Annotated in this window: 24 protein-coding genes; 7 read left to right on the forward strand and 17 right to left on the reverse strand. The window is 35.8% G+C overall.

Translation table 11 applies throughout. From position 1 onward, the window contains the following. Positions 1-170: 170 nt before the first annotated feature. The 17 genes from OL225_RS21610 to OL225_RS21690 form a co-directional block, all read right to left on the reverse strand. Positions 171-428, reverse strand: a complete 258-nt coding sequence (locus tag OL225_RS21610) for a hypothetical protein (RefSeq protein ID WP_264519559.1) — start codon at positions 426-428, stop codon at positions 171-173. 92 nt (positions 429-520) lie between these two features. Further along, the gene (locus OL225_RS21615; protein WP_047373921.1) at positions 521-1,114 is read right to left on the reverse strand and encodes a transferase hexapeptide repeat family protein; all 594 of its coding nucleotides are present in this window, start codon (positions 1,112-1,114) and stop codon (positions 521-523) included. 76 nt (positions 1,115-1,190) lie between these two features. Beyond that, positions 1,191-2,396 (reverse strand): 3-oxoadipyl-CoA thiolase, encoded by a 1,206-nt coding sequence (gene pcaF / locus OL225_RS21620; protein ID WP_264519560.1) that lies wholly within the window; start codon positions 2,394-2,396, stop codon positions 1,191-1,193. A 51-nt stretch (positions 2,397-2,447) separates the two neighbouring features. Next, positions 2,448-3,143 (reverse strand): DUF6624 domain-containing protein, encoded by a 696-nt coding sequence (locus OL225_RS21625; RefSeq protein WP_264519561.1) that lies wholly within the window; start codon positions 3,141-3,143, stop codon positions 2,448-2,450. A gap of 31 nt (positions 3,144-3,174) precedes the next feature. Beyond that, positions 3,175-3,588 (reverse strand): PaaI family thioesterase, encoded by a 414-nt coding sequence (locus OL225_RS21630; protein WP_264519562.1) that lies wholly within the window; start codon positions 3,586-3,588, stop codon positions 3,175-3,177. A gap of 9 nt (positions 3,589-3,597) precedes the next feature. Beyond that, positions 3,598-3,906 carry a hypothetical protein gene (locus OL225_RS21635; RefSeq protein ID WP_264519563.1) on the reverse strand — a complete coding sequence of 103 codons (309 nt, stop codon included), beginning with the start codon at positions 3,904-3,906 and terminating at the stop codon, positions 3,598-3,600. A 22-nt stretch (positions 3,907-3,928) separates the two neighbouring features. Continuing rightward, entirely contained in the window at positions 3,929-4,159 is a 231-nt protein-coding gene (locus tag OL225_RS21640) for a hypothetical protein (RefSeq protein ID WP_264519564.1), read from the reverse strand. Between the two features lie 16 nt (positions 4,160-4,175). Beyond that, complete coding sequence (locus OL225_RS21645) at positions 4,176-5,306, reverse strand: 3-hydroxyacyl-CoA dehydrogenase NAD-binding domain-containing protein (RefSeq protein WP_264519565.1); 1,131 nt, start codon at positions 5,304-5,306, stop codon at positions 4,176-4,178. Positions 5,307-5,399: 93 nt separating this feature from the next. After that, positions 5,400-6,200, reverse strand: a complete 801-nt coding sequence (locus OL225_RS21650; protein ID WP_047373933.1) for an enoyl-CoA hydratase/isomerase family protein — start codon at positions 6,198-6,200, stop codon at positions 5,400-5,402. Between the two features lie 142 nt (positions 6,201-6,342). Further along, a complete protein-coding gene (gene paaD / locus OL225_RS21655; protein ID WP_047373936.1) occupies positions 6,343-6,807 on the reverse strand; it encodes a 1,2-phenylacetyl-CoA epoxidase subunit PaaD in 465 nt (154 codons plus the stop codon). A 3-nt stretch (positions 6,808-6,810) separates the two neighbouring features. Then, positions 6,811-7,620, reverse strand: a complete 810-nt coding sequence (locus OL225_RS21660) for an alpha/beta hydrolase (RefSeq protein WP_264519566.1) — start codon at positions 7,618-7,620, stop codon at positions 6,811-6,813. A 6-nt stretch (positions 7,621-7,626) separates the two neighbouring features. Beyond that, entirely contained in the window at positions 7,627-8,376 is a 750-nt protein-coding gene (gene paaC / locus OL225_RS21665) for a 1,2-phenylacetyl-CoA epoxidase subunit PaaC (RefSeq protein ID WP_264519567.1), read from the reverse strand. A gap of 111 nt (positions 8,377-8,487) precedes the next feature. Continuing rightward, a complete protein-coding gene (gene paaB / locus OL225_RS21670) occupies positions 8,488-8,769 on the reverse strand; it encodes a 1,2-phenylacetyl-CoA epoxidase subunit PaaB (protein WP_002981782.1) in 282 nt (93 codons plus the stop codon). A gap of 113 nt (positions 8,770-8,882) precedes the next feature. Next, a complete protein-coding gene (paaA, locus tag OL225_RS21675) occupies positions 8,883-9,821 on the reverse strand; it encodes a 1,2-phenylacetyl-CoA epoxidase subunit PaaA (protein WP_047373942.1) in 939 nt (312 codons plus the stop codon). A 76-nt stretch (positions 9,822-9,897) separates the two neighbouring features. Further along, entirely contained in the window at positions 9,898-10,983 is a 1,086-nt protein-coding gene (locus tag OL225_RS21680; RefSeq protein ID WP_077413752.1) for a 2Fe-2S iron-sulfur cluster-binding protein, read from the reverse strand. Further along, on the reverse strand, positions 10,983-12,299 hold the full coding sequence (locus OL225_RS21685) for a phenylacetate--CoA ligase family protein (protein WP_264519568.1): 1,317 nt from the start codon (positions 12,297-12,299) through the stop codon (positions 10,983-10,985). Before OL225_RS21685 ends, OL225_RS21680 begins: the two co-directional genes overlap by 1 nt. A 171-nt stretch (positions 12,300-12,470) precedes the next feature. Continuing rightward, positions 12,471-13,103 carry a TetR/AcrR family transcriptional regulator gene (locus tag OL225_RS21690; protein ID WP_264519569.1) on the reverse strand — a complete coding sequence of 211 codons (633 nt, stop codon included), beginning with the start codon at positions 13,101-13,103 and terminating at the stop codon, positions 12,471-12,473. 313 nt (positions 13,104-13,416) lie between these two features. Here OL225_RS21690 and clpB point away from each other — a divergent pair, with 313 nt between their 5' ends. The 7 genes from clpB (at position 13,417) to OL225_RS21725 (ending at position 21,891) form a co-directional block, all read left to right on the forward strand. Further along, positions 13,417-16,011 carry an ATP-dependent chaperone ClpB gene (gene clpB, locus OL225_RS21695; protein ID WP_264519570.1) on the forward strand — a complete coding sequence of 865 codons (2,595 nt, stop codon included), beginning with the start codon at positions 13,417-13,419 and terminating at the stop codon, positions 16,009-16,011. Positions 16,012-16,508: 497 nt separating this feature from the next. After that, positions 16,509-17,039, forward strand: a complete 531-nt coding sequence (locus tag OL225_RS21700; protein ID WP_264519571.1) for a hypothetical protein — start codon at positions 16,509-16,511, stop codon at positions 17,037-17,039. 28 nt (positions 17,040-17,067) lie between these two features. Continuing rightward, complete coding sequence (locus OL225_RS21705; protein WP_047373953.1) at positions 17,068-17,712, forward strand: hypothetical protein; 645 nt, start codon at positions 17,068-17,070, stop codon at positions 17,710-17,712. A gap of 32 nt (positions 17,713-17,744) precedes the next feature. After that, on the forward strand, positions 17,745-18,476 hold the full coding sequence (locus OL225_RS21710; RefSeq protein ID WP_264519572.1) for a sensor histidine kinase: 732 nt from the start codon (positions 17,745-17,747) through the stop codon (positions 18,474-18,476). After that, positions 18,473-19,114: a response regulator transcription factor gene (locus OL225_RS21715; protein ID WP_047373957.1), complete on the forward strand. Its 642-nt coding sequence runs from the start codon at positions 18,473-18,475 to the stop codon at positions 19,112-19,114. Before OL225_RS21710 ends, OL225_RS21715 begins: the two co-directional genes overlap by 4 nt. Positions 19,115-19,363: 249 nt before the next feature. Beyond that, positions 19,364-20,377, forward strand: coding sequence for a zinc metalloprotease (locus OL225_RS21720; protein WP_047373958.1), 1,014 nt, complete (start codon positions 19,364-19,366; stop codon positions 20,375-20,377). Between the two features lie 500 nt (positions 20,378-20,877). Next, a complete protein-coding gene (locus tag OL225_RS21725; RefSeq protein ID WP_047373959.1) occupies positions 20,878-21,891 on the forward strand; it encodes a zinc metalloprotease in 1,014 nt (337 codons plus the stop codon). Positions 21,892-21,911 lie beyond the last annotated feature (20 nt).

A 21,911-nucleotide genomic window follows, 5' to 3' on the forward strand; every position in this document is an offset into this window, starting at 1 on the left:
GATCAATTTTATTTACAAATCCATGATTAACCGGATTATTATGGATATAATGGAGAACTTTCAATAAATATTTCTCATCTGATATTTTCTTTCGTTTTACCGCATTCAGAAAAAGAGCTCCTTTTCTATTATATTTTTTGTTGTAAGCTTTAGCATAAGCATTCAATAAATTACCAAAAATGCTTCATTAAAAACTGATGCTCATTTTCACTATTCACATCATCAAAATTCTTAAATCTTAATAACAAATGAAAATGATTAGGTAATAGACAATGAGCATAAATATCAGCGACCGGAAGAATATATTTTTTTACTTTTTCTAGAAAAAATTGATAATTTGATGGTTCACGAAAAATAATTTCAGTCCCATTTACATGAGAAAAAATGTGATATGTACCTTCAAATTCAAAATTTTCTGTATTAATCATTCTTTTTAAATCTGGTATTTAATTTAAACCCAACGGGTTTTAAAAACCCGTTGGGTTTGATTATCTGCAATTATTCAAAATAAGTTATACTTTTATTTTATATCATCCCAGATGCTGTAATCCACAATTTTGGTTGGGATCTGCTGAACATATTCTGTAAAAGGTTCACAAGGCAGAATAGCTTCTTTTCCTTCTCTTGCCAGTTCCTGATATAATTTTGTTCCTTCTGTTTTCCAGTGAATCATTTCATCGGAAACATCACGAATCACTTTCGCAGGGCTTCCTACAACCAGTTTTCTTGGTTCACATCTGAAATTAGCCGGTACAAAAGCTAATGCTCCGACAATACTTTCATCTCCGATATAGGCTTTGTCCATTACAACGGAATTCATTCCGATTAAACAGTTTTTCCCAATATGTCCTGAATGAATAATAGCTCCATGTCCTATGTGTGCAGATTCTTCCAGTATGGTTTCTATATTCGGGAAGACATGAAGGGTACAGTTTTCCTGTACATTGGCTCCGTCTTTAATGATAATTTTACCCCAATCACCACGGATTACCGCATTGGGACCAATATATACTTCTTCCCCTATTTCTACGTTCCCGATAATGACTGCCTGCGGATGAATGTAAGCAGAAGGTTTGATAATGGGACGAATCCCGTGGTATGAGTAGATGTTCATATTTTTAGATTTCAGATAGCAGATGTCAGATGTCAGACATTTTTCTGACTCTAATATCTTTATCCTTTCAAATTAATTATACTTTTTCGATGACCATTGCATATCCCTGTCCTACACCGATACAAAGGGTACACAATGCATATTTTTTATCCTGCTTCTGAAGTTCCATTGCTGCAGAACCTACAATTCTAGCTCCGGAAACCCCCAGTGGGTGACCGATTGCAATAGCACCTCCGTTCGGGTTTATTCTTGAATCATCATCTTTCAGCCCTAAACTTCTTGTTACAGCCAGTGCCTGTGCAGCAAATGCTTCATTTAATTCAATGATGTCCATATCTTCAAGAGATAGGTTTAATCTTTTCAATAGCTTTTGAGCTGCTTCTACTGGTCCGATTCCCATGATTCTTGGTTCAACACCAGCTACGGAAGATCCCAGAATTTTCGCTTTTGGTTTTAGACCATATTTTTTAACGGCTTCTTCGCTTGCTAAAATCAAAGCAGCAGCACCATCATTCATTCCTGAGGCATTTCCGGCTGTTACTGTTCCTTCTTTTCTGAAAGCAGGACGAAGTTTTGCCAAACCTTCTATAGATGAAGTAGGTTTAATGAATTCATCTTTTTCAAAAACGATTGGATCACCTTTTCTCTGAGGAATTTCAACTTTTACAATTTCTTCTGCCAGCCTACCGCTTTCCTGAGCTTTCGTAGCTTTCTGCTGAGACCAAAGGGCAAATTTATCCTGATCTTCTCTGTTGATCTGATGGATATCTGCTAAGTTTTCTGCAGTTTCTCCCATTCCGTCAACCCCATACAATTCTTTCATTTTAGGGTTGATAAAACGCCATCCGAAAGTAGTATCAAACATCTGGCTGTCTCTTCCGAAAGCAGCACTTGGTTTTGACATCACATAAGGAGAACGTGTCATATGCTCTACTCCTCCTGCAATATAAATTTCTCCTTCTCCTGCTGCAATAGAACGGAATGCATTCGCTACAGCGGACATCCCTGAAGCACATAGCCTGTTAACAGTCTCACCTCCAATTTTGTAAGGAAGACCTGCCAGTAAAAGTCCCATTCTTGCAACGTTTCTGTTATCTTCTCCCGCCTGATTGGCACATCCGAAAATAACATCTTCAATTTCTTCAACAGGAACTTCAGGGTTTCTTGCTACTACTTCTTTAATAACAATAGCAGCCAGATCATCGGCTCTTACTTCTGATAATCCTCCCTGCAGTTTTGAGATGGGAGTTCTGACATAGTCTATGATGTATACGTTGTTCATAAATATTTTAATGTAATAATCCAGTAATGTAACCGTGTAACAATTCCAGATTTATTTGTTTTTATTTCTTAGTTCTAAAACCTGTTTTAAGGTATAGGGCTCGTATTTGAAATCCTTTCCATACATTCTTTGGACGCTTTCTTCAAAGGTGTAATCAAACCCTGCTTCTTTTCTTCTTTTATTTACATTTTTAAGATCTTTTACAGGCCATACAAAATTGACAAAGATTTGTTTTCCGTCTTTATCTTTTGTCATTTCTCCTTTTCCCTGTGTTCCGTAGATCTGTTCTTTGTTTTCATTCATCAGGTATCGGTCTTCCATCATAGCAACCCAGGCGAAGGGAATCTCTTTCTTTTTTCCAGCTTCTTTAATGAGTGGCAGATATTTTCCAATTTTGGTTGAATGCTGGATTACGTACCAAGCGGCCTGATTTGTAGGTTCTCCTACAAGTGTTTTTCCGGGATAGCCATATTGAGCAATAATATTTTCTATTTTCTGCACGTTCAGACTATCGTGTCCTGCAACCATCTGCCAGCCTTTCTTTTTGAACTCTTCTTTGTCAATATTCAGGGTTGTCAAGAGCTGCTCTCTTTTTTCCGGAGTTATTTCGGGATCGAAAAGCATTCTGTATCCCTGATCCATCTTCATGATATCATCAAGTTCCTTTTTCAAAGCTTCGTTCACTTTCTCCTGAGCGTTGATCAGAAGAGTTGAAATCCCGAAAAGCAATAGAAATATTTTTCTCATTTTGTTTAATCTGGTTTCTGGTTTTAGTTTTTTATAAATCGATTACTTTTTTCCCGATTTTGTAGACTGTTCCTACAAATTTTGCTATCAGCTCCTGATTTTGATTGGTAATCTGAATGTCATAAACAGCTGTTTTTCTTGTATCATTTACCAACACACTTTCTGCCCTGAAAACATCGCCTTCTTTTCCTGCTTTGGTAAAATTGATGATACAGTTCAATGCTACAGCGGCATCTCCGGTATTGTTGGAAGAAAATGCCAGTGCAGAGTCTGCAAATGCAAAAGTAACTCCGCCATGAACTGTTTTAAGGCCGTTTATCATATCTTTCTTGATCGGCATTTCTATTAAACAGTAATTTTCTTTTACTTCAATCATTTTGATATTCATCCACTGGGAAAAATAATCCTGATTGAACATATAATCTGCTACTTGTCTTGGATTCATTTCTGTTAATTATATGTTTGTTATTTCTTCATACAGCTCATCAGATAACCTGTCATAAACATTCATTGTTTTACCCAAAATGACCTGCTCGTATGAAAGACTTTCTGAGTCTGATGAATTTTCAGAGGGATAGGATTCGTTTAGATCAATTCCGCTTTCATTGGCTAATCTTTTGATCAGTTCTTTATATTTCTCATTAAACTTGCCTAATAGCTCAAGCCTTTCCTGCTCATCAACAGAGGAAGCTTCCTGAGTTAAATACTGTTTCTCAATTAAAAGCCTGGTCTCCAGCTCTGCTCTGAATTCATCTATATTCATGAAAAATCTATATCTTTTTCTTTTACTTCATTAAAAATCTTTTGCCGGGATTCTTTACATAATGTTTACCATCTTTATCAAAAGCCCAAACATTTGATATCTCTCTTAGCTGAAACAAATCATAATCTCTTTTGTGAATTTTGATTTTATTCAGTCTTCTTAATTTTCGATTGGCATCTCTTTTATTTTCCTTTTCTGTCTCTGCAGTTGTAACTCCTGTTATAGGTGTTTTCCTCCTTGACCTACTCATCATAAAATGCTGCTGATTTTTATAGTTTCCTTAGCAAAGGACTTTGTCTGTACCTTTCTTCCTGATACTCTTCATAAAGGCTCTGAAGGGTCTCGGAGATTTTTGCATACCCGATTTCTTTCCCCCAGCTTAATAATCCTTTCGGATAGTTTACACCTTTCTGCATTGCCAGTTCAAGATCTTCGTCATTAGCAACCCCTAATCTTTTAGCCTCAACAGCTTCGTTGATCAGCATGGAAATGATTCTTAAAAAGATCTGCTGGTATAAAGCATCATCTTTCTGGGCAACAGGTTTTTCTGTTCCTTCTCTGTAATCGTAGAAACCTTTTCCTGTTTTTCTGCCATGAAGTTTTGCTTCAGACATTCTTTGCTGTAATAGAGACGGCTTGTATTTCGGATCGTAGAAATAATCTTTGTAAACGGTGGTTGTTACCGCAAAATTCACATCAACTCCAATAAGATCCATCAATTCAAAAGGTCCCATTTTGAAGTTACCCAGGGTTTTCATGGCATCATCCACCTGTTCCGGTGTTGCGATGTTTTCTTCAACAATTCTTAAGCCTTCTCCATAATAAGGTCTGGCAATTCTGTTAACAATGAACCCGGGAATATCTTTGGCAATAACAGGAGTCTTTCCCCATTCTTTCATGAGGTTGTATATTTTTTCTGCTAATGTTTTTTCTGTTAATAAGGATGGAATAACTTCTACTAAAGGCATCAATGGAGCCGGATTAAAAAAGTGAATTCCGATGAAACGCTCCGGTTTCTTTAGTTCTGCACCCAGAGAGGTGATAGAGATAGATGAAGTATTGGAACTAAGAATACAGCTTTCTGAAACGTAATTTTCAAGTTCTGTAAACACTTTGGTTTTGATCTCTTTATTTTCTATGATGGCTTCAATGATGAGTTCACAATCTTTGAAATCCTTCAATTCCGTAGCAATGGAAATATTAGCTAAAATTTCAGTCATTTTTTCTGCCGAAATTTTTTGTTTATCAACCAACTTGGTCAAGGTTTTTTCTAAACCTACCGTTGCCGATTCTACTTGTTTTGCGTTGGCGTCATATACCCATACTTTGCATCCGTTCGTTGCGGCTACTTGTGCAATGCCGATTCCCATGGTTCCGGCACCGATAATTCCAATATTCATTCTTTATTTGTACAATGTATTAATGTAAAATGTATTCATGTAAATCGTTTTAAAAATCATTAATACATTTTACATGAATACATTAATACGAATTTATTTTCCTTTATAATTAGGTTTTCTTTTCTGTAAAAAGGCATTTACTCCTTCAAAGAAGTCTTCTGTGCCTGCAGCTTCTTGCTGAAGATCTCCTTCCAGCTCAAGCTGTTCTTTCAATGTGTTGGTATAAGAACTGGCAAAAGCTTTTTTTGTAAGCTTAAGAGCTGCTGTCGGCATGTTTGCCATTCTTTCAAGAATTTCCATAGATTTTGGCACGAACTCTTCTTCAGTAAAAACTTCTGCCACAAGGCCATGAGCTTTAGACTCTTCTGCAGATAATTTTTTACCTGTAAATGCTAAATAATTGGCCAATTGTCTGCCTAAAAGCTTCGGTAAAAAGTAAGTTCCTCCTGTATCAGGAATTAAACCGATATTTGAAAATGCCTGAGCAAAATATGCTTTCTCATTCGCTAAAACGAAGTCAGAAATTAAAGCCAACATCGCTCCAGCTCCTACTGCAGGACCGTTTACTAAAGCAATAACCGGTTTTTTGCAACGGGTAACTTCTAACACTAAAGGGTTATAATAGTCTACCACAATTTTTCTGATGATGTCATGATCATGGTGTTCTTTACCTACCACAAAAGCTTCATCCAGATTCTGACCTGAGCAGAACGCTCTTCCTCTTCCGGAAATGGCAACACATCTTACCGTTTCGTCTTCGCTGCATTCTTTAACAAAATCTCTAAGATCTGATAAAGCCGGCTTGGTAAGGGCGTTCATTGTTTCCGGCTGATTAAGATATGCGATTTTAAGCTTCCCGTCAAAATGCGTTTCAATATCAAGTTGTGTATACATAGTTTTTATTAATTTATTATTTAACAACGCACTAATTTAACAATATAAATTAATGTAACAGTCTAATAATTTAACAATCTAACAATTCCTTCGTTATGCTTTGCATAGCCGTAAAGTTTGTTGTGGATTGATGAATAACTCATCAATGACATTTAAAATAATCAAATGGCTCCAAACAGTCTAAACATTGATAAGATGCCTTACACAAAGTAGATCCAAATCTGCTGATCTGTTTGGTATGTTCAGAACCGCAACGCGGACATTTTTTCGGTTTTCCGATATGGTGTTCATCTGCTCCTTTTTCAGGAGGTGTGATCCCGTAAACACGAAGTTTTTCTCTTGCTTCATCAGTCAGCCAGTCTGTTGTCCAGATTGGAAACATCTTGGTTACTACTTTCGCATCCCATCCGTTTTCTTTCATCATTTTGATAATATCCTCTTCAATGGTAAACATAGCAGGACAGGCAGAATAAGTTGGCGTAATGATCACTTCACATGTATTTTCACCTGTGACCTGTGCGTCTCTTACGATTCCTAATTCCACAATATCAATCACCGGAATTTCCGGATCGGGAATTGTTTTTAATAAATCTAAAAGCTGATTCATATTTTATTTTTTATCAGAGTCAAGAATTACTTTCATTCCGTTCTGATAATCCAAATTATCTGTTATTCCGTTGTGAGCCTGATTTTTTAATACAATCAGGCTATCACCTTTTTTAAAGTTATTCTTAAGTTTTAAAGACGCTTTATAGTTAATAACCTCATCTTTATCCCCATGAAAAATAACTACTGGCGACTTAACATTTTTTAAATATTCACCAGTTTCAAAATTATATTTCAGTAAAAACTTCGGAAGAAATGAGAATTTCTGACCCATTTCATCTTCCATACTGTAATAAGGTGCCTGCAAAATCAATAATCTTGCATTATGCATAGATGCTAATTTTGCAGCAAGTCCTGTTCCTACAGAATATCCCAAAATAATAATTTTGTTCTCCGGATATCTTTTCAAAAACTCTTTGTAAGCACTTTCAACATCCGAAAAAAGCTGATCTTTACTGTTAATTTTATCTTCACTTTTTCCGTAACCCCGGTAATCAAGTATAAATGTATCATAATTCATACTGTGATATAACTGAGCTACATCTCCCCAGCCTTTTATTGATCCTCCGTTTCCATGAAGATAAAAGATGACTCCTTTTGGGTTTTGAGCTTTAAATAGTACAGCGTTCAAATGCTTATCATCCTGCGTTCTGATAGTTATTTCTTCAAAATCACCGTCAAATTTAAAGTTGTAGTTTTCCGGTAACTTTTCAGGATAAAAAATGATTTTCTCCTGATAGAAATAGATCCCGACACATAATATCACATATGCTGTAAGAAAAAAAGCCAATATCCGCAGAAGCATTTTCTTCATAACCTATTACCAGGTACATCCAGGATACGCTCTCTGCATATACTGAAGTTCACAAAGAATAAATCCGAAATACTCTGTATGATATCCCGTTCTTGACTTCGGCTGCATGAAAGGATTTTCAGGATATTCTAAACCGAAATCTGCAAAATCTTTCTTGGTAATGGCAAGGAATTCTTCGTAAAGAGCATCTGCATTTGGAACAACGTTCAAAGCAATAAGATCATCTTCACCTTCTGTTTTAGCAAAAAGCCCTTTTGTATATTCCCAGATATCTTCAATTGCTTTTATAACACGTGATTTACTTTCTTCTGTTCCTTGGGCGAAGATTTTCATCCATGATGCAGCATGAGTATAGTGATATCTTACTTCTTTCAATGATTTCTGAGCAATAGCCGAAAGTTCTTCGTCTGCAGAGTTTGACAATGCCTCATAGATCAGTTTCTGATACACCGCAAAAACATATACTTTCAGAATAGTCTGAGCATAATCTTCGTTTGGAAGTTCCGTCCAGTGTGCATTTAGATATTCATGCTCATATCTTAAAAATGCGATATCATCTTCATTTTTACCATTGTCTATTACTCTTGAAGCATAAACATAAAAGTTATTAGCCTGTCCAAGCTCATCCAATGCAATGTTTGTCAATGCAATATCTTCCTCCAAATAAGGACCTTCACCGCACCATGCAGACAAACGCTGTCCCATAATGAAACTGTCGTCTGCTAGTTTTAATAAATAATTATATAATGGGTTCATTGTTTTTCTTTTTGTAAAATGACTCAATGTAAAATGTATTAATGATTTGTAAAATAAATTTTCGAAAAATGTATCATTTTACTTTAATACTTTTTACATTAATACAGTTTTCTACATATTTTTTACATCGTTTGGAATTTCGTAGAAAGTTGGGTGACGGTATAGTTTATCATCAGCCGGATCGAAGAAAGCTTCCTTATCCACCCCTTCCGAAGTCACAATGTATTTACTTGGAACTACCCAAACAGAAGTTCCTTCTTTTCTTCTTGTATAAACGTCTCTTGCATTCTGCAAAGCCATTTCTGCTGTTGGTGCCTGTACAATTCCAACGTGTTTATGAGATAATCCCGGTTTAGTTTGAATAAACACTTCCCACATATCTAAATTTGCCATAGTCAGATTAATTTAACAATGTATCAATGTACCATTTCACCAATGAGATGCTTCGGCAAGCTTAGCATGACAAATTGATTGTTACATTTTTACATTGGTATATTGTTACATTATTATATTATTTCTTTTTGTTGTTTTTCTGCAAAAGCCGCCGCAGCTTCTTTTACCCAAGAGTTTTCTCTTTGCGCTTTTCTCTTCGTTTCGATACGCTTTTTATTGCAAGGTCCATTTCCTTTTAAGATTTCCATGAATTCATCCCAGGGAAGTTCTCCGAAATCATAATGTTGTCTTTCCTCATTCCATTTCAGGTCTTTATCCGGAACAGTTAATCCTAAGAATTCAGCCTGAGAAACGGTAACATCGATAAATCTCTGGCGAAGGCTGTCATTACTTTCTCTTTTTACTCTGTAATTCATAGAAATCTTAGAGTTTGGTGAGCTGTCATCATTAGGTCCAAACATCATTAGAGCTGGCCACCAGAAACGGTTTAATGAAGCCTGAGCCATTTCTTTCTGTTGTTTTGTACCGCGGCACAATGCCATAAGAATCTCATATCCCTGTCTTTGATGGAAAGATTCTTCTTTACAAATCTTTACCATTGCTCTTGAATAAGGACCATAAGAATTCCCCATCAGCATTACCTGGTTCATAATCGCAGCACCATCTACCAACCAACCGATTGCACCGATATCGGCCCAACTCAAAGTAGGATAGTTGAAAATACTTGAATATTTTGCTTTTCCTTCCAGCATATCATCATAAGTAGCATCTCTGTCTGCTCTGATACTTCCGTCTCCTAAAGTTTCAGTGGCAGAATAAAGATATAACCCGTGGCCTGCTTCATCCTGAACTTTCGCCAAAAGAGCCATTTTTCTTCTCAATGAAGGTGCTCTGGAGATCCAGTTGGCTTCCGGCAGCATTCCAACAATTTCAGAATGGGCATGCTGTGAAATCTGACGAACCAATAGTTTTCTGTAATCATCCGGCATTACATCTTTTGGTTCTACTTTATTTTCGTCATGTACGTATTGTACAAATTTTTCTAAGTCCATTTTTTTGTTTTTTTGTAAAATGTAAAAAGTATTAATGTATTCATGAATACATTTTACATTCAATCGTTAATACAATTTAAACATCATAATTAAGCATCACCACATTCGTTGTCGGGTGACATTGACAGGTAAGAACGAAGCCTCTGGCTACTTCTTCTTCGGTAAGTGCGTAGTTTTTTTCCATGAAAACTTCTCCTTCCAAAACTTCCGCTTTACACGTACAGCACACTCCTCCTTTACATGCAAAAGGTACAGGAAGATTGTCTTTCAATGCTTTATCTAAGATACTCTCTTTTTTAGAATTAAGGTGGAACGAATATTCATCATCATCAATGATTACCGTTACCATACTTTCAATGTTGGCAATTGCCTTGAATTCATCACTCATTTCCTCCGTATTTTCTTCATCAGGAGCGGTGAAGTACTCAAATAATACCTGGATAGCAGGTACTTTTTTATCTTTTTTCAGATAATCTGCGATGCCTTTGATCATTTCTGCAGGTCCGCAAATGAAATAAGTAGCTTCTCTTACGTCGATATCTGTGTATCTTTCAAATAACTGCTCTAATTTTTCAGAAGAAATTCTTCCTTCAAAAACAGGATCTTCGTGTTTCTCACGGCTTACCAGATAAATCACCTTCAGTCTGCCGTTGAAATGTTCTACCAGCCTATCAATTTCAGCTTTTCTTAAAATATGATTCATGCTTCTGTTACTATAGAACAGATAAGCAGTACTGTTAGGTTCCTGATAAAGGCTTTCTTTAATATTGGATAAAACAGGGGTAATTCCGCTTCCGGCAGCCAAACCTACGTAAGTTTTTACGTTTGTAGGATGATAAGAAGTATTAAAACCACCCATCGGAGGCATTACTTCCAGTATTTCATCCATGTGAAGATGCTCATTGAAATAGCCTGATACTTTTCCACCTTCAAGCAGCTTTACCAATACTTCCAGCGTATTGCTCTTTTCACTCGGAGCATTACAGATAGAGTAAGAACGTCTTTCTTCATTCCCGTTGATCATCATTCGGAAATTCAGATATTGTCCTTGTTTGAATCTGAATTTATCTTTCAGTTCTTCAGGAATTTCCACCGCCACACTGACTGCTTCGGAAGTGTCTTTCTGAACTTTAACTGTTTTAAGTTTATAAAATGAATTCATTATTTTTTAAGTATTCTATTAATTTTTCCACCTTCGCACTTCGGCAGGCTGTCCTGGGTATGAACTTTCACTTTCGTTGTAATTCCTACCCGTTTTTTTATTTCGTTTTCTATGTTTTTTCCAAAGTTCCCGACAAAATTAAAATAATCATCGGTATTTGCTTCTATTTTTTGTGTCTTTACCAGCTCATCATCTATTTCAACATCAATATCCAAAGCGATACACATATGTTCCTTTTCAATAGGTGTTAAATAATAATTAGGTACTACTCCTTCCACATAAGAGAAAGCCTCTTCAATCTGGCTTGGATAGACATTTACACCTCTCACAATCAGCATATCATCTGCTCTCCCGACAATGGGTTTCATTTTCACCATTGTTCTTTTGGCATTTTCATCATAGTAAAGACTTGTAATATCATTGGTCCAGTAACGAAGAAGTGGCATTGCTTTTTTCGTTAACGTTGTAATCACCAATACACCTTCTTCTCCAAAAGGAACCGGCTGCTTGGTAACCGGATCTAAAATTTCAGGATAAAAATGATCTTCCCAGATATAAGATCCTCCTTTTTCTTCGAAATCCTCCATTGAAACTCCTGGTCCGATAATTTCGCTCAACCCATAAATATTGGTTGCATGAACCCCTAATCTTTCTTCAATGTGGCCTCTGATAATTTCCGTCCATGGCTCTGAACCCAGCACGGCATATTTAAGACTGATCTCTTCTGCAGAAATTCCTCTTCTGGCAAATTCATCTGCAATAGTCAAAGCATATGATGGAGAGCAGCAGATTACTTCCGGCTTAAAATCTACAATCAGATCTACCTGTCTTGCCGTCATTCCTCCTGAAATAGGAAGAACACTCATCCCCAGTTTTTCCGCTCCGTAATGAAGCCCTAATCCTCCTGTAAAAATCCCATAACCATAGGCATTGTGCAGCTGCATTCCTGATTTCGCTCCTGCAGCATTTAAAGATCTTGCTACTACTTCGCTGAAAAGGTCCACATCTTCTTTGGTATATCCTACCACTGTTGGTTTTCCTGTTGTTCCGCTTGAACAGTGAATACGTTGAAGCTCATTTTTAGGAACGGTAAATAAACCAAATGGATAATTATCTCTTAAATCCTGCTTGTAAGTAATAGGAAGTTTCGTGATATCTTCAATCGACCTTATTTCCTGTGGAGATATTTGCAATTCATCAAATTTCTTTTTATAAAATTCCGACTTCTCCCCCAAATAGCTGATCAGGCTGATCAACCGGTCGGATTGAAGCTGTCTCAACTGACCCAGCTCCAGATATTCAACTGAAAAATCCATAAAACTAACTAACATTTGTTAGGTGTAAATTTAAAAAGATTTTATAAGCTGGCAAAATTTTTATGACTTTTGTCATATTTTGAATGATTCTAAATAAGAAAAATAAGTTGGGATTTCTTTTCTTGTAAAAAGTATAATGTAAAATGTATTAATGATTCTACTTGTGAGAGACTATATCTTCTGATTTCCAATAAGACCAAATAGGATTTTCTCTCTGATTTCATCTGTAATTGCATCAGTAGAATCGCTGCTTCTTTTGAACCAGAAATAGGAATTGTTTAAAGTATGAAGGATAAATCTTGTAGTAAATGATGGTGATTTCAGCTCCCAGTTTTCAGCTTTGTAGATCTCGGAAATCAGTTCTTCAACTTCCTGCTGATAGTTTTTTCTTAATTTTACAAATTCGGGAAGTTTTTCTTCCAGATGTCGCCATTCATTAGAATAAATATGAGTGACGTCACGGTTTTTAAGAACAACGGATAAGTGTTTATCCAGTAAAAGGTTCAATTTTTCTCTTGGAGCAATATCTGTATTTTTTACTTCCTGAAGTTCATCAAAAAACTCCTGAGCAATGCCAAAACAAATCCATTCCAAAATTTCTTCCTTTGAACGGATATGTGCATACAGTGATGCTGCCTTGATATTGAGTTTCGTAGCCAAGTCTCTTACAGAACTTCCCATATACCCTTTCTCTTTGAAAAGCTCTACCGCTACGTCTAATATTTTTCTCTGTTTTTCTTTTAGTTCCATCTGGTAAAATGCAAAAGTAATTATTCTGATCCAAACTGCTTGTTTTTTAATCATAAAATGAAAAAGACTCCTCATCTTCTGTTTCACTGTTAGATCATTTCACCTGTTATGACTTTTTGTTCCTGATTTCAGAGAAATAATTACGAAATCGGAAATTTTGTCAAGTTAAATTTCCGTTAAAAATACAATATCCGGAAAATTTGTCCTATTTTTTTGTAAATTTAATAATTGAACACTTTTTGCGATACAGTCATCGAATAAATGATTAAATAATTGATGGCATTAAGAAACTGAGCCTCAAAATTTGGTTTCTTGATGTTTTTTTAAACTAAACTTTGAACAAATCATTACCAAAAATATATAAGATATGAACTTGAACCAATATACTGTAAAATCACAGGAAGCCATCCAGGCAGCACAACAGGTTGCTATGGAACTGGGCAACCAAAGTATCGAACCTCAACATCTCCTTGAAGGAATCTTTCAGGTGGATGAAAATATATCGCCTTTCCTACTTAAGAAATCTGAAGCAGATGCCAATTTAGTAAGAGAGCGCAACCGTGAAAATTTAGAAAAACTCCCAAAAGTACAGGGAGGAAACATTTATCTTTCACAATCTGCCAACAAAGTATTACTGGATTCTCCTAATATCGCCAAGAAAATGGGTGATGAATATGTAACGATTGAACATTTATGGTTATCTCTTCTGGAAACCAGCTCTGAAGTATCCAAAATGCTGAAAGATATGGGGGTAACCAAAAATCTGCTTGAAGGCGCTATCAAAGAATTAAGAAAAGGAAGCAAAGCTACTTCTGCAAGTTCGGAAGAGACTTATCAATCCTTAAATAAATATGCTAAAAACTTCAACGAATTAGCAGCAGAAGGCAAACTGGATCCGGTAATCGGACGTGATGAAGAAATCAGAAGGGTTTTACAGATCCTTTCCAGAAGAACAAAAAACAACCCAATCCTTATCGGGGAACCGGGTGTAGGTAAAACAGCCATTGCGGAGGGAATAGCCCACAGAATTATCAACGGTGACGTTCCCGAAAACCTGATGGATAAAACTTTATTCTCATTGGATATGGGAGCTCTGATTGCCGGAGCAAAATATAAAGGTGAGTTTGAAGAGCGCTTAAAATCTGTTGTGAATGAAGTCATCAAATCTGACGGACAGATTATACTTTTCATCGACGAAATCCATACTTTGGTGGGTGCCGGAGGTGGTGAAGGAGCAATGGATGCAGCCAACATCTTAAAACCTGCTTTAGCAAGAGGCGAATTGAGAGCCATTGGAGCGACTACTTTGAACGAGTATCAAAAGTATTTTGAAAAAGATAAAGCGTTAGAAAGACGTTTCCAAAAAGTAATGGTGGAAGAACCGGATACTGAATCTGCAATTTCGATCCTTCGTGGTATTAAAGATAAATATGAAGCTCACCATAAGGTAAGAATCAAAGATGAAGCAATTATTGCGGCTGTGGAAATGTCTCAAAGATATATTTCAGACCGTTTTCTACCGGACAAGGCGATTGACCTTATTGATGAAGCTTCTGCCAAACTGAGAATGGAAATCAATTCCAAGCCGGAAGAACTGGATGTTCTGGACAGAAGACTGATGCAGCTGGAAATTGAACTAGCAGCTATTTCAAGAGAAGGCAATCAGACAAAAATTGATCATCTGAAGGAGGATATTGCTAAAATTTCCGAACAGAGAAATGAAATCAATGCGAAATGGCTGAAAGAAAAACAGAAAAGTGAAGATCTTACCCAGATCAAAAAAGATATTGAATCTCTGAAACACGAAGCTGAAAGAGCTTCCAGAACCGGAGATTATGCAAAAGTAGCGGAGATCCAATACGGAAAACTTCGTGAAAAAGAAGAAGAGCTCAGCAAAGTAGAACTGGAAATGCAGAATCATCAGAATGAGCTGATCAAAGAAGAGGTTACTGCAGAAAACATCTCTGAAGTAATCGGTAAATGGACAGGTATTCCTGTAACCAAATTATTACAATCCGAAAGAGATAAGTTATTGAATCTTGAGTCTGAACTACACCACAGAGTGGTTGGACAGGATGAGGCTATTCAGGCGGTTGCAGATGCTATCAGAAGAAACAGAGCCGGATTGAGCGATGATAAAAAGCCTATTGGTTCATTCTTATTTTTAGGAACAACCGGAGTAGGTAAAACCGAGCTGGCAAAAGCATTGGCTGAATTCTTATTTGATGACGAGAACAACATGACCAGAATTGATATGAGTGAATATCAGGAACGTCACAGTGTTTCGAGATTAGTAGGAGCGCCTCCAGGATATGTAGGATATGACGAAGGCGGACAACTGACTGAAGCTGTAAGAAGAAGACCTTATTCCGTAGTGCTTCTGGACGAAATTGAAAAAGCACACCCAGATGTTTTCAACACCTTACTTCAGGTTTTGGATGATGGTCGTCTGACAGACAATAAAGGGCGTGTAGTAAATTTTAAGAATTCAATCGTCATTATGACCTCGAATTTAGGTTCACATCTTATTCAGGAGAATTTTGAAAATCTTACTGAGGAAAATCAGGATGAAATTGTAGATAAAACAAAAGACGAGGTTTTTGATCTTTTGAAACAGACGCTGCGTCCGGAATTCCTGAACAGAATTGATGAGATTGTACTGTTCCAGCCTTTAAGAAAAAAAGAAATCGGAAAAATCGTTCAATACCAACTGAGAGGATTTAATGAAATGTTATCTAAAAGAAACATCATTATGACTTTCACTCAGGATGCAGTAGATTATCTGATGGAGAAAGGTTACGACCCTGCTTTCGGAGCAAGACCGTTGAAAAGAGTGATCCAGCAGGAAGTATTAAATAAACTGTCAAAAGAGATTCTTGCAGGAAATGTAAACGACGGAGACAGAATTACTCTGGATTACTTCGTAGAAACAGGTTTGGTTTTCAGACCTACTGAGCAATAAAATAGTTTTTTTCATATACATTATTTTTGTGAATAAGTGCTGTAGAGCGATCTGCAGCACTTATTTTTTAATTATTTTATCCTTATTAAGTGAAATAACATTATATTTACGCTACTAATAACTAAAACAAAATCAGCATGAAAAAGCTAAAAAGAAATGATTTAAAGAAAATTGATGGTGGAATTGAACCATTCCCTATTATGTGTGGTGAGGACTGGAGTTGTCCCACCGGTCTTTGTTGTACAGCAGGACTCGTATGCAGAGATTGGAAAAAGTACCCTTGTATTTAAAGAACAGGTGGAGAAAGTATGTTTCTCCACTTTTTTCCAGAATAAACCGCGTTTGATTTACCTTATAAATTGTTATACTTTACATACAATCCGTAAAAACACGGTAAAAATAACAGTATAATTCCCAATTAACTAATACATTTTCTAGCATATTTTTTCCGAAATTTGCATATTAATTGAATTTCATCCGTAAAATATTGCTAAGCTATGAATACAGAATCAAACAATCCGCTACAACCTGGAATAATGTCAAATAGTCTTATCCAGGCTCTGATTGACAATTACCGTCAAAATCATTTAAATGCGATCAATACCTCTTTAGGGATAGAAGATGCACATTCCATTTGGTTTGACCTTCCGAAATTAAAAAACTTCATTGCCACCATTGAAGCAGAAGCTGCAAAAGTGAACCCGGCTACCTCTACAGAAGATTTAGGCATTAGATTTTATTATGCCACTTATCCAAAGGCAGAAAACTGGTCTATTATGGATTCACATCCTGTTCCCGTAGCATATGCCGAAAAACATACATTAGTGATGATACCAACTGTGAAAAAAGCCAGTGAAACAGGAGAGCTTGTTGATTTTGATTTTAATCCCTTCCAAAGTACTGATGGAAAATCCTTAGCGCTAAATACACTTAAAGCTAAAGGCACAGGAGAAGACCCTGATACAGGCCTTGGAGAAAATAATGGAATACTTGTTCCACCAAAATCTCCTTTAGGCGAATCTTTTTAATTGTAATATTTATTATACTTAACACTGTATGACAGAGTTCCAAGAATTTGCACAAAAAAGTCTGCTTTGGGCTGAAGGACTTGCTGCAGTCATAGCACTTTTCCATTATAACCGCTTAAAAGAACAACATTGGAAACTTTTTGTGTTTTATCTGGTATTTATTTTTCTTGGGGAAGCATATGGCAAGTGGGGAAATTTCATTCATTTTACCAAGGCTCAGTATTATAATTACCTTTTAATGCCAATCCAATTTGTATTTTTTTACTGGTTATATGCTGCAAAATCTTTAGGAAAGCCCAAATTATTTTGGATATTTTCCATTCTATACCTGCTTTCATTTATTCCCAACGAATTATATTTTTCCAAAAGTAAAATTGTATTTGCTTTCAACTATACGTTTGGCTGTCTTATTTTGATGCTTTTGGTAATAATGGAGTACTATAAACAAATTACTTCACAAGAAATTCTCAATTTCAATAAAAACAAAATGTTTTATATTAATCTTGGGATTACAATATCATATATTGGAACATTACCTTTCATGGCATTTCTATCACTTTTGGTAAAATACAAGGAAATTTGGGACATTTATTTTAGTTATTTTCTCGTATCAGTTTCAGTGATGTATATTTTATTTGCAAGTTCATTCATATGGGGAAAACAGAACTCTTAATTGTTATTATTCTATTCAACATACTTTTTGTAATGTTTGTAACAGCGGTATTAATTTATATCAGAAGTTACAAACAACGCAAGAAGGAACATCTGAATGAAATTGAAAGAAAAAATGAACTTCACCAAAGAGAACTTCTGTCTACCCAACTAGAAATCCAGCAGGCCACCATGCAGCAGATTGGCCGGGAATTGCATGACAATATTGGCCAGAAACTTACCCTTGTAAGTCTTTATGTACAACAAATGCTTTATGAAAACAAAGTTTCTGAAGCAAGTGAAAGAATTGACCAGGTTTCACAGATTATTAATCAATCTCTGCAAGACCTTAGAAGCTTATCAAAAACATTAACGGATGACAATATCAACCAGAAGGAAATTGTAACTTTGATACAGGAAGAAGTAGACAATACCAATTCCTTTAAAAAGTGTATGGTCAGCTTTGAACATAATTTCAAACAACTGGATTTAGGTTTTGTTCATAAAAACGTTCTACTAAGAATTACTCAGGAGTTTATTCAGAACAGTATAAAACATTCTCATTGTAAAAATATATTTATCAGCCTGAATACTTCAGAAGATATCCTTTGGGAGCTTGATATCCGTGATGATGGAATCGGGTTTGATACTTCACAGATTAAATCCAACGGAATAGGTCTTACCAATATGAAAAACAGAGCTGAAATCATAGGAGCAAATTTTCATATGGAAAGCCAGGAAAATACAGGAACCCGCATCAATATTATCTTAAAAAAACAGTCATGAAGAAATCTATTGTAATTGTTGACGACCATATACTTATTGCAAAAGCCCTGGAAGGCATTATTGGCAATTTCAATGAGTTTGAAGTTATCTATGTGTGTGAAAACGGGAAGGATCTTATCCAAAAAATTGAAGAAGGAAATACCATTCCGGATATCATTCTTTTGGATATCAGTATGCCTATTATGGACGGTTTTGAAACCGCTGTCTGGCTTACAAAAAATCATCCTGCCATTAAAATCATGGCACTTAGTATGCAGGGTGACGACAACAGTGTAATCAAGATGATCAAAAGCGGAGCAAAAGGTTATCTTTTAAAAAACACCCATCCAAGAGATCTGGAAACAGCACTTACCCGATTGAGCAGTGATGGTTTCTTTTATCCGGACTGGGCTTCTAAAATTATTTTCTCTAACCTGAATAAAGAAACAGAAACTGAAATCGCTATAAGAATTTCAGACAGAGAAAAAGAATTCCTTAAATATACCGTAACAGAACTCAGCTATAAGGAAATTGCAGACAGAATGTGCTGCAGCCCAAGAACAGTAGAAAGCTATCGAGATCAGCTTTGTGAAAAACTGGATTTAAAAACCCGTGTCGGGCTCGCGGTTTTTGCTATTAAAAATGGTTTTGCAAACTAAAATCCATCTTGAAAAAAATTCATAAAAAAGATGAATTTAAACGAAAAGAATTCATAAAAAAATAATCAAAACAAAAAACACAATAACAACTTCATCAAATTGATTAAAATTTAAAGTTTTTAACATAAAAATGAATTAAAACCAATACATCCACTTAAAAACAATCAATTCGATAAAGAAATAGCAAAAACATTTGCATATAAATTTCAAATAATATAAATTCACATCCTCAAACAAAATGATTTTGATATGAAAAAACTATTATTTGGAGCTCTTGCTCTTGGATTAATGTCTTCATGTAACAATGACAACATGACCAATCAAAATGAAGTACAAGCTGAACAGGAGACTTCTTCATTAGCATCAAAAAGAATTTGTCCATCAGAAGAAATGAGACAAGAGGCACTACAAAAAGATCCTGCACTCAGACAAAAGGTAGACGAAATTGAAGCTAATGCAAAAAGATTCTCCAATAATCTTGCTTTAGGAAAAGTTCTTGCAGATGGAACTGTTGAAATTCCGGTAGTTGTAAATGTAATTTATAAAACAACAGCACAGAATGTATCTGATGCAAGAATCGCAGAACAGATTGCTGTTTTAAATGCTGACTATGGAGGTACAAACAGTGATGCATCATTAATACCTACAGAATTTCAAGGGGTAAAGGCAGGGGATGCGAAAATAAGATTCAGACTGGTAAATACCATAAGAAAAGCAACTACCAAAACATCGTGGAGTAAAACAGACAGAATAAATAACACCATGAAAAAAGCCTCTACAGGAGGTATTGACGCTACTAACTCTACAAACTATTTCAATATTTGGATCGTTGGAAGTATGCCAGACCCACAAGGAAATATTCTTGGATATGCTACTTTTCCTGAAGATGCCGGAACATGGAAAGATGGTGTGGTACTTGCCGCTCCTTATGTTGGAAAAACAGGTGCTTCTGCTCCATTTAATCTTGGAAGAACTGCCACTCACGAAGTTGGACATTATCTAGGGCTTAGACATATCTGGGGAGATACCAATTGTGGTGATGATCTGATTGCAGATACACCTACCCAAACAACAGCCAACACAGGAAAACCAACTTATCCTCTTTACAATACTTGCTATGGAGTAAAAAGGTCTGTCATGTTTATGAATTATATGGATTATTCTGATGATAATTCACTCTATATGTTTACGGCAGGACAAAAAACAAAAATGCAGTCTGTGACAGCTTCTTCCGGAGCAAGATCCGGATTGAGAGTGTATTAAGACCTATTTTTTCACATATGTTCTAGAATCTATCCCACAACGGGATAGATTTTTTTTACCTTTTTTATGATTAAAATTCAGGAATACCATCTATATATTAGCTCAGTAATTTATTCAAACAAAAAAAGCCTCAATAACATTATATTATTTCATATAAAAAACACATAATCAGCAAAACAAACTTAAAAAGAGAACAATGCATGAAATACAACACTCCAATTATATTTTTTAAAGTATTTTATTTATGAATTGTTTAAAGAAAAATATCCTACAAATTATATAGGGTATAAAATTATTTACGCTTAAAAACACACATAAATGTGAAATATAAAACAATTAATTCAAATTGATTAAAATTTAAAACAACACCATTAAAACATAAATAATATCAATAAAAACACTTATTCAATAGATATTTATCAATTATTTTACAAAATAACTTGCATATCAATTTTAAATAATATAATTTCATATCCACAACCAAATTATATTATAACGATATGAAAAAAATCCTATTTGGAGCCCTTGTCCTGGGCTTTATGTCGGCATGTAACACTGACAACTTATCTAATCAAAATGAAACACCCGTGGATCAGGAATCTTCTGCTCCAAGTGCTCTCAAAAGAGGCTGTGCTTCGGAAGGAATAAGACAGGCAATGCTCCTGAAAAATCCTGCATTAAAACAAAAAATGATTGATATTGAATCCGGTACTGAAAAATTTGTAGAAAATCTTAAAGTAGGAAAAGTTCTGGCAGATGGAACTGTTGAGATTCCGGTGGTTTTTAATGTAATTTACAACACTTCCGCTCAAAATGTTTCCGATGCAAGAATCGCGGAACAAATTGCTGTGTTGAATGCTGATTATGGCGCCACCAATTCTGATATCAATAAAATTCCTTCTGCATTTCAACCTGTGGCAGCAGGAGATGTAAAAATCCGTTTCAAATTAGTAGCTACCAACCGTAAACAGAGTACAAAAACAGGCTGGAGATCTGATCTTGAACAAATGAAAAAAGCGAGCACAGGTGGTATTGATGCTACTGATGTGACTAAAAATATGAATATATGGGTAGTTAATTCAATCCTTGACGAAAATAACCAACCTGGAACTTTAGGCTATGCTTATTATCCTGAAAATGCAGGAGAATGGTATGATGGTCTTGTAATTGGATATCAGTATATAGGAAAAACCGGTGCTTCTGCTCCGTTCAATTTAGGAAGAACAGTAACTCACGAAGTAGGGCATTATCTAAATCTTCCACACCTTTGGGGATCTTCCGATGCAGGCTGCCAGACAGATTACTCTAATGATACACCTGTGTCTCCAGGCCCTAACTATGGAAATCCTACCTATCCTCTGAACAGAGCTTGTGGAGGGGTAAGCCGTTCCCAGATGTTTATGAACTATATGGATTATGTGGATGACAAATCCATGGTAATGTTCTCTGCTAATCAAAAAACAAGAATGCAGGCCGTGGTAGCAGCATCCGGACCAAGATCTGGATTAAGATAATCAATTCAGTTTAAATATTA

The sequence above is a fragment of the Chryseobacterium viscerum genome (assembly GCF_025949665.1).
GTDB lineage: Bacteria > Bacteroidota > Bacteroidia > Flavobacteriales > Weeksellaceae > Chryseobacterium > Chryseobacterium viscerum_A.

Excerpts from the sequence above, each read along its gene's own strand:
- OL225_RS21610 (WP_264519559.1), bottom strand. The coding sequence starts at position 428 with ATGATTAATACAGAAAATTTTGAATTTGAAGGTACATATCACATTTTT.
- OL225_RS21615 (WP_047373921.1), bottom strand. The coding sequence starts at position 1,114 with ATGAACATCTACTCATACCACGGGATTCGTCCCATTATCAAACCTTCT.
- pcaF (WP_264519560.1), bottom strand. The coding sequence starts at position 2,396 with ATGAACAACGTATACATCATAGACTATGTCAGAACTCCCATCTCAAAA.
- OL225_RS21625 (WP_264519561.1), bottom strand. The coding sequence starts at position 3,143 with ATGAGAAAAATATTTCTATTGCTTTTCGGGATTTCAACTCTTCTGATC.
- OL225_RS21630 (WP_264519562.1), bottom strand. The coding sequence starts at position 3,588 with ATGAATCCAAGACAAGTAGCAGATTATATGTTCAATCAGGATTATTTT.
- OL225_RS21635 (WP_264519563.1), bottom strand. The coding sequence starts at position 3,906 with ATGAATATAGATGAATTCAGAGCAGAGCTGGAGACCAGGCTTTTAATT.
- OL225_RS21640 (WP_264519564.1), bottom strand. The coding sequence starts at position 4,159 with ATGATGAGTAGGTCAAGGAGGAAAACACCTATAACAGGAGTTACAACT.
- OL225_RS21645 (WP_264519565.1), bottom strand. The coding sequence starts at position 5,306 with ATGAATATTGGAATTATCGGTGCCGGAACCATGGGAATCGGCATTGCA.
- OL225_RS21650 (WP_047373933.1), bottom strand. The coding sequence starts at position 6,200 with ATGTATACACAACTTGATATTGAAACGCATTTTGACGGGAAGCTTAAA.
- paaD (WP_047373936.1), bottom strand. The coding sequence starts at position 6,807 with ATGAATCAGCTTTTAGATTTATTAAAAACAATTCCCGATCCGGAAATT.
- OL225_RS21660 (WP_264519566.1), bottom strand. The coding sequence starts at position 7,620 with ATGAAGAAAATGCTTCTGCGGATATTGGCTTTTTTTCTTACAGCATAT.
- paaC (WP_264519567.1), bottom strand. The coding sequence starts at position 8,376 with ATGAACCCATTATATAATTATTTATTAAAACTAGCAGACGACAGTTTC.
- paaB (WP_002981782.1), bottom strand. The coding sequence starts at position 8,769 with ATGGCAAATTTAGATATGTGGGAAGTGTTTATTCAAACTAAACCGGGA.
- paaA (WP_047373942.1), bottom strand. The coding sequence starts at position 9,821 with ATGGACTTAGAAAAATTTGTACAATACGTACATGACGAAAATAAAGTA.
- OL225_RS21680 (WP_077413752.1), bottom strand. The coding sequence starts at position 10,983 with ATGAATTCATTTTATAAACTTAAAACAGTTAAAGTTCAGAAAGACACT.
- OL225_RS21685 (WP_264519568.1), bottom strand. The coding sequence starts at position 12,299 with ATGGATTTTTCAGTTGAATATCTGGAGCTGGGTCAGTTGAGACAGCTT.
- OL225_RS21690 (WP_264519569.1), bottom strand. The coding sequence starts at position 13,103 with ATGATTAAAAAACAAGCAGTTTGGATCAGAATAATTACTTTTGCATTT.
- clpB (WP_264519570.1), top strand. The coding sequence starts at position 13,417 with ATGAACTTGAACCAATATACTGTAAAATCACAGGAAGCCATCCAGGCA.
- OL225_RS21700 (WP_264519571.1), top strand. The coding sequence starts at position 16,509 with ATGAATACAGAATCAAACAATCCGCTACAACCTGGAATAATGTCAAAT.
- OL225_RS21705 (WP_047373953.1), top strand. The coding sequence starts at position 17,068 with ATGACAGAGTTCCAAGAATTTGCACAAAAAAGTCTGCTTTGGGCTGAA.
- OL225_RS21710 (WP_264519572.1), top strand. The coding sequence starts at position 17,745 with ATGTTTGTAACAGCGGTATTAATTTATATCAGAAGTTACAAACAACGC.
- OL225_RS21715 (WP_047373957.1), top strand. The coding sequence starts at position 18,473 with ATGAAGAAATCTATTGTAATTGTTGACGACCATATACTTATTGCAAAA.
- OL225_RS21720 (WP_047373958.1), top strand. The coding sequence starts at position 19,364 with ATGAAAAAACTATTATTTGGAGCTCTTGCTCTTGGATTAATGTCTTCA.
- OL225_RS21725 (WP_047373959.1), top strand. The coding sequence starts at position 20,878 with ATGAAAAAAATCCTATTTGGAGCCCTTGTCCTGGGCTTTATGTCGGCA.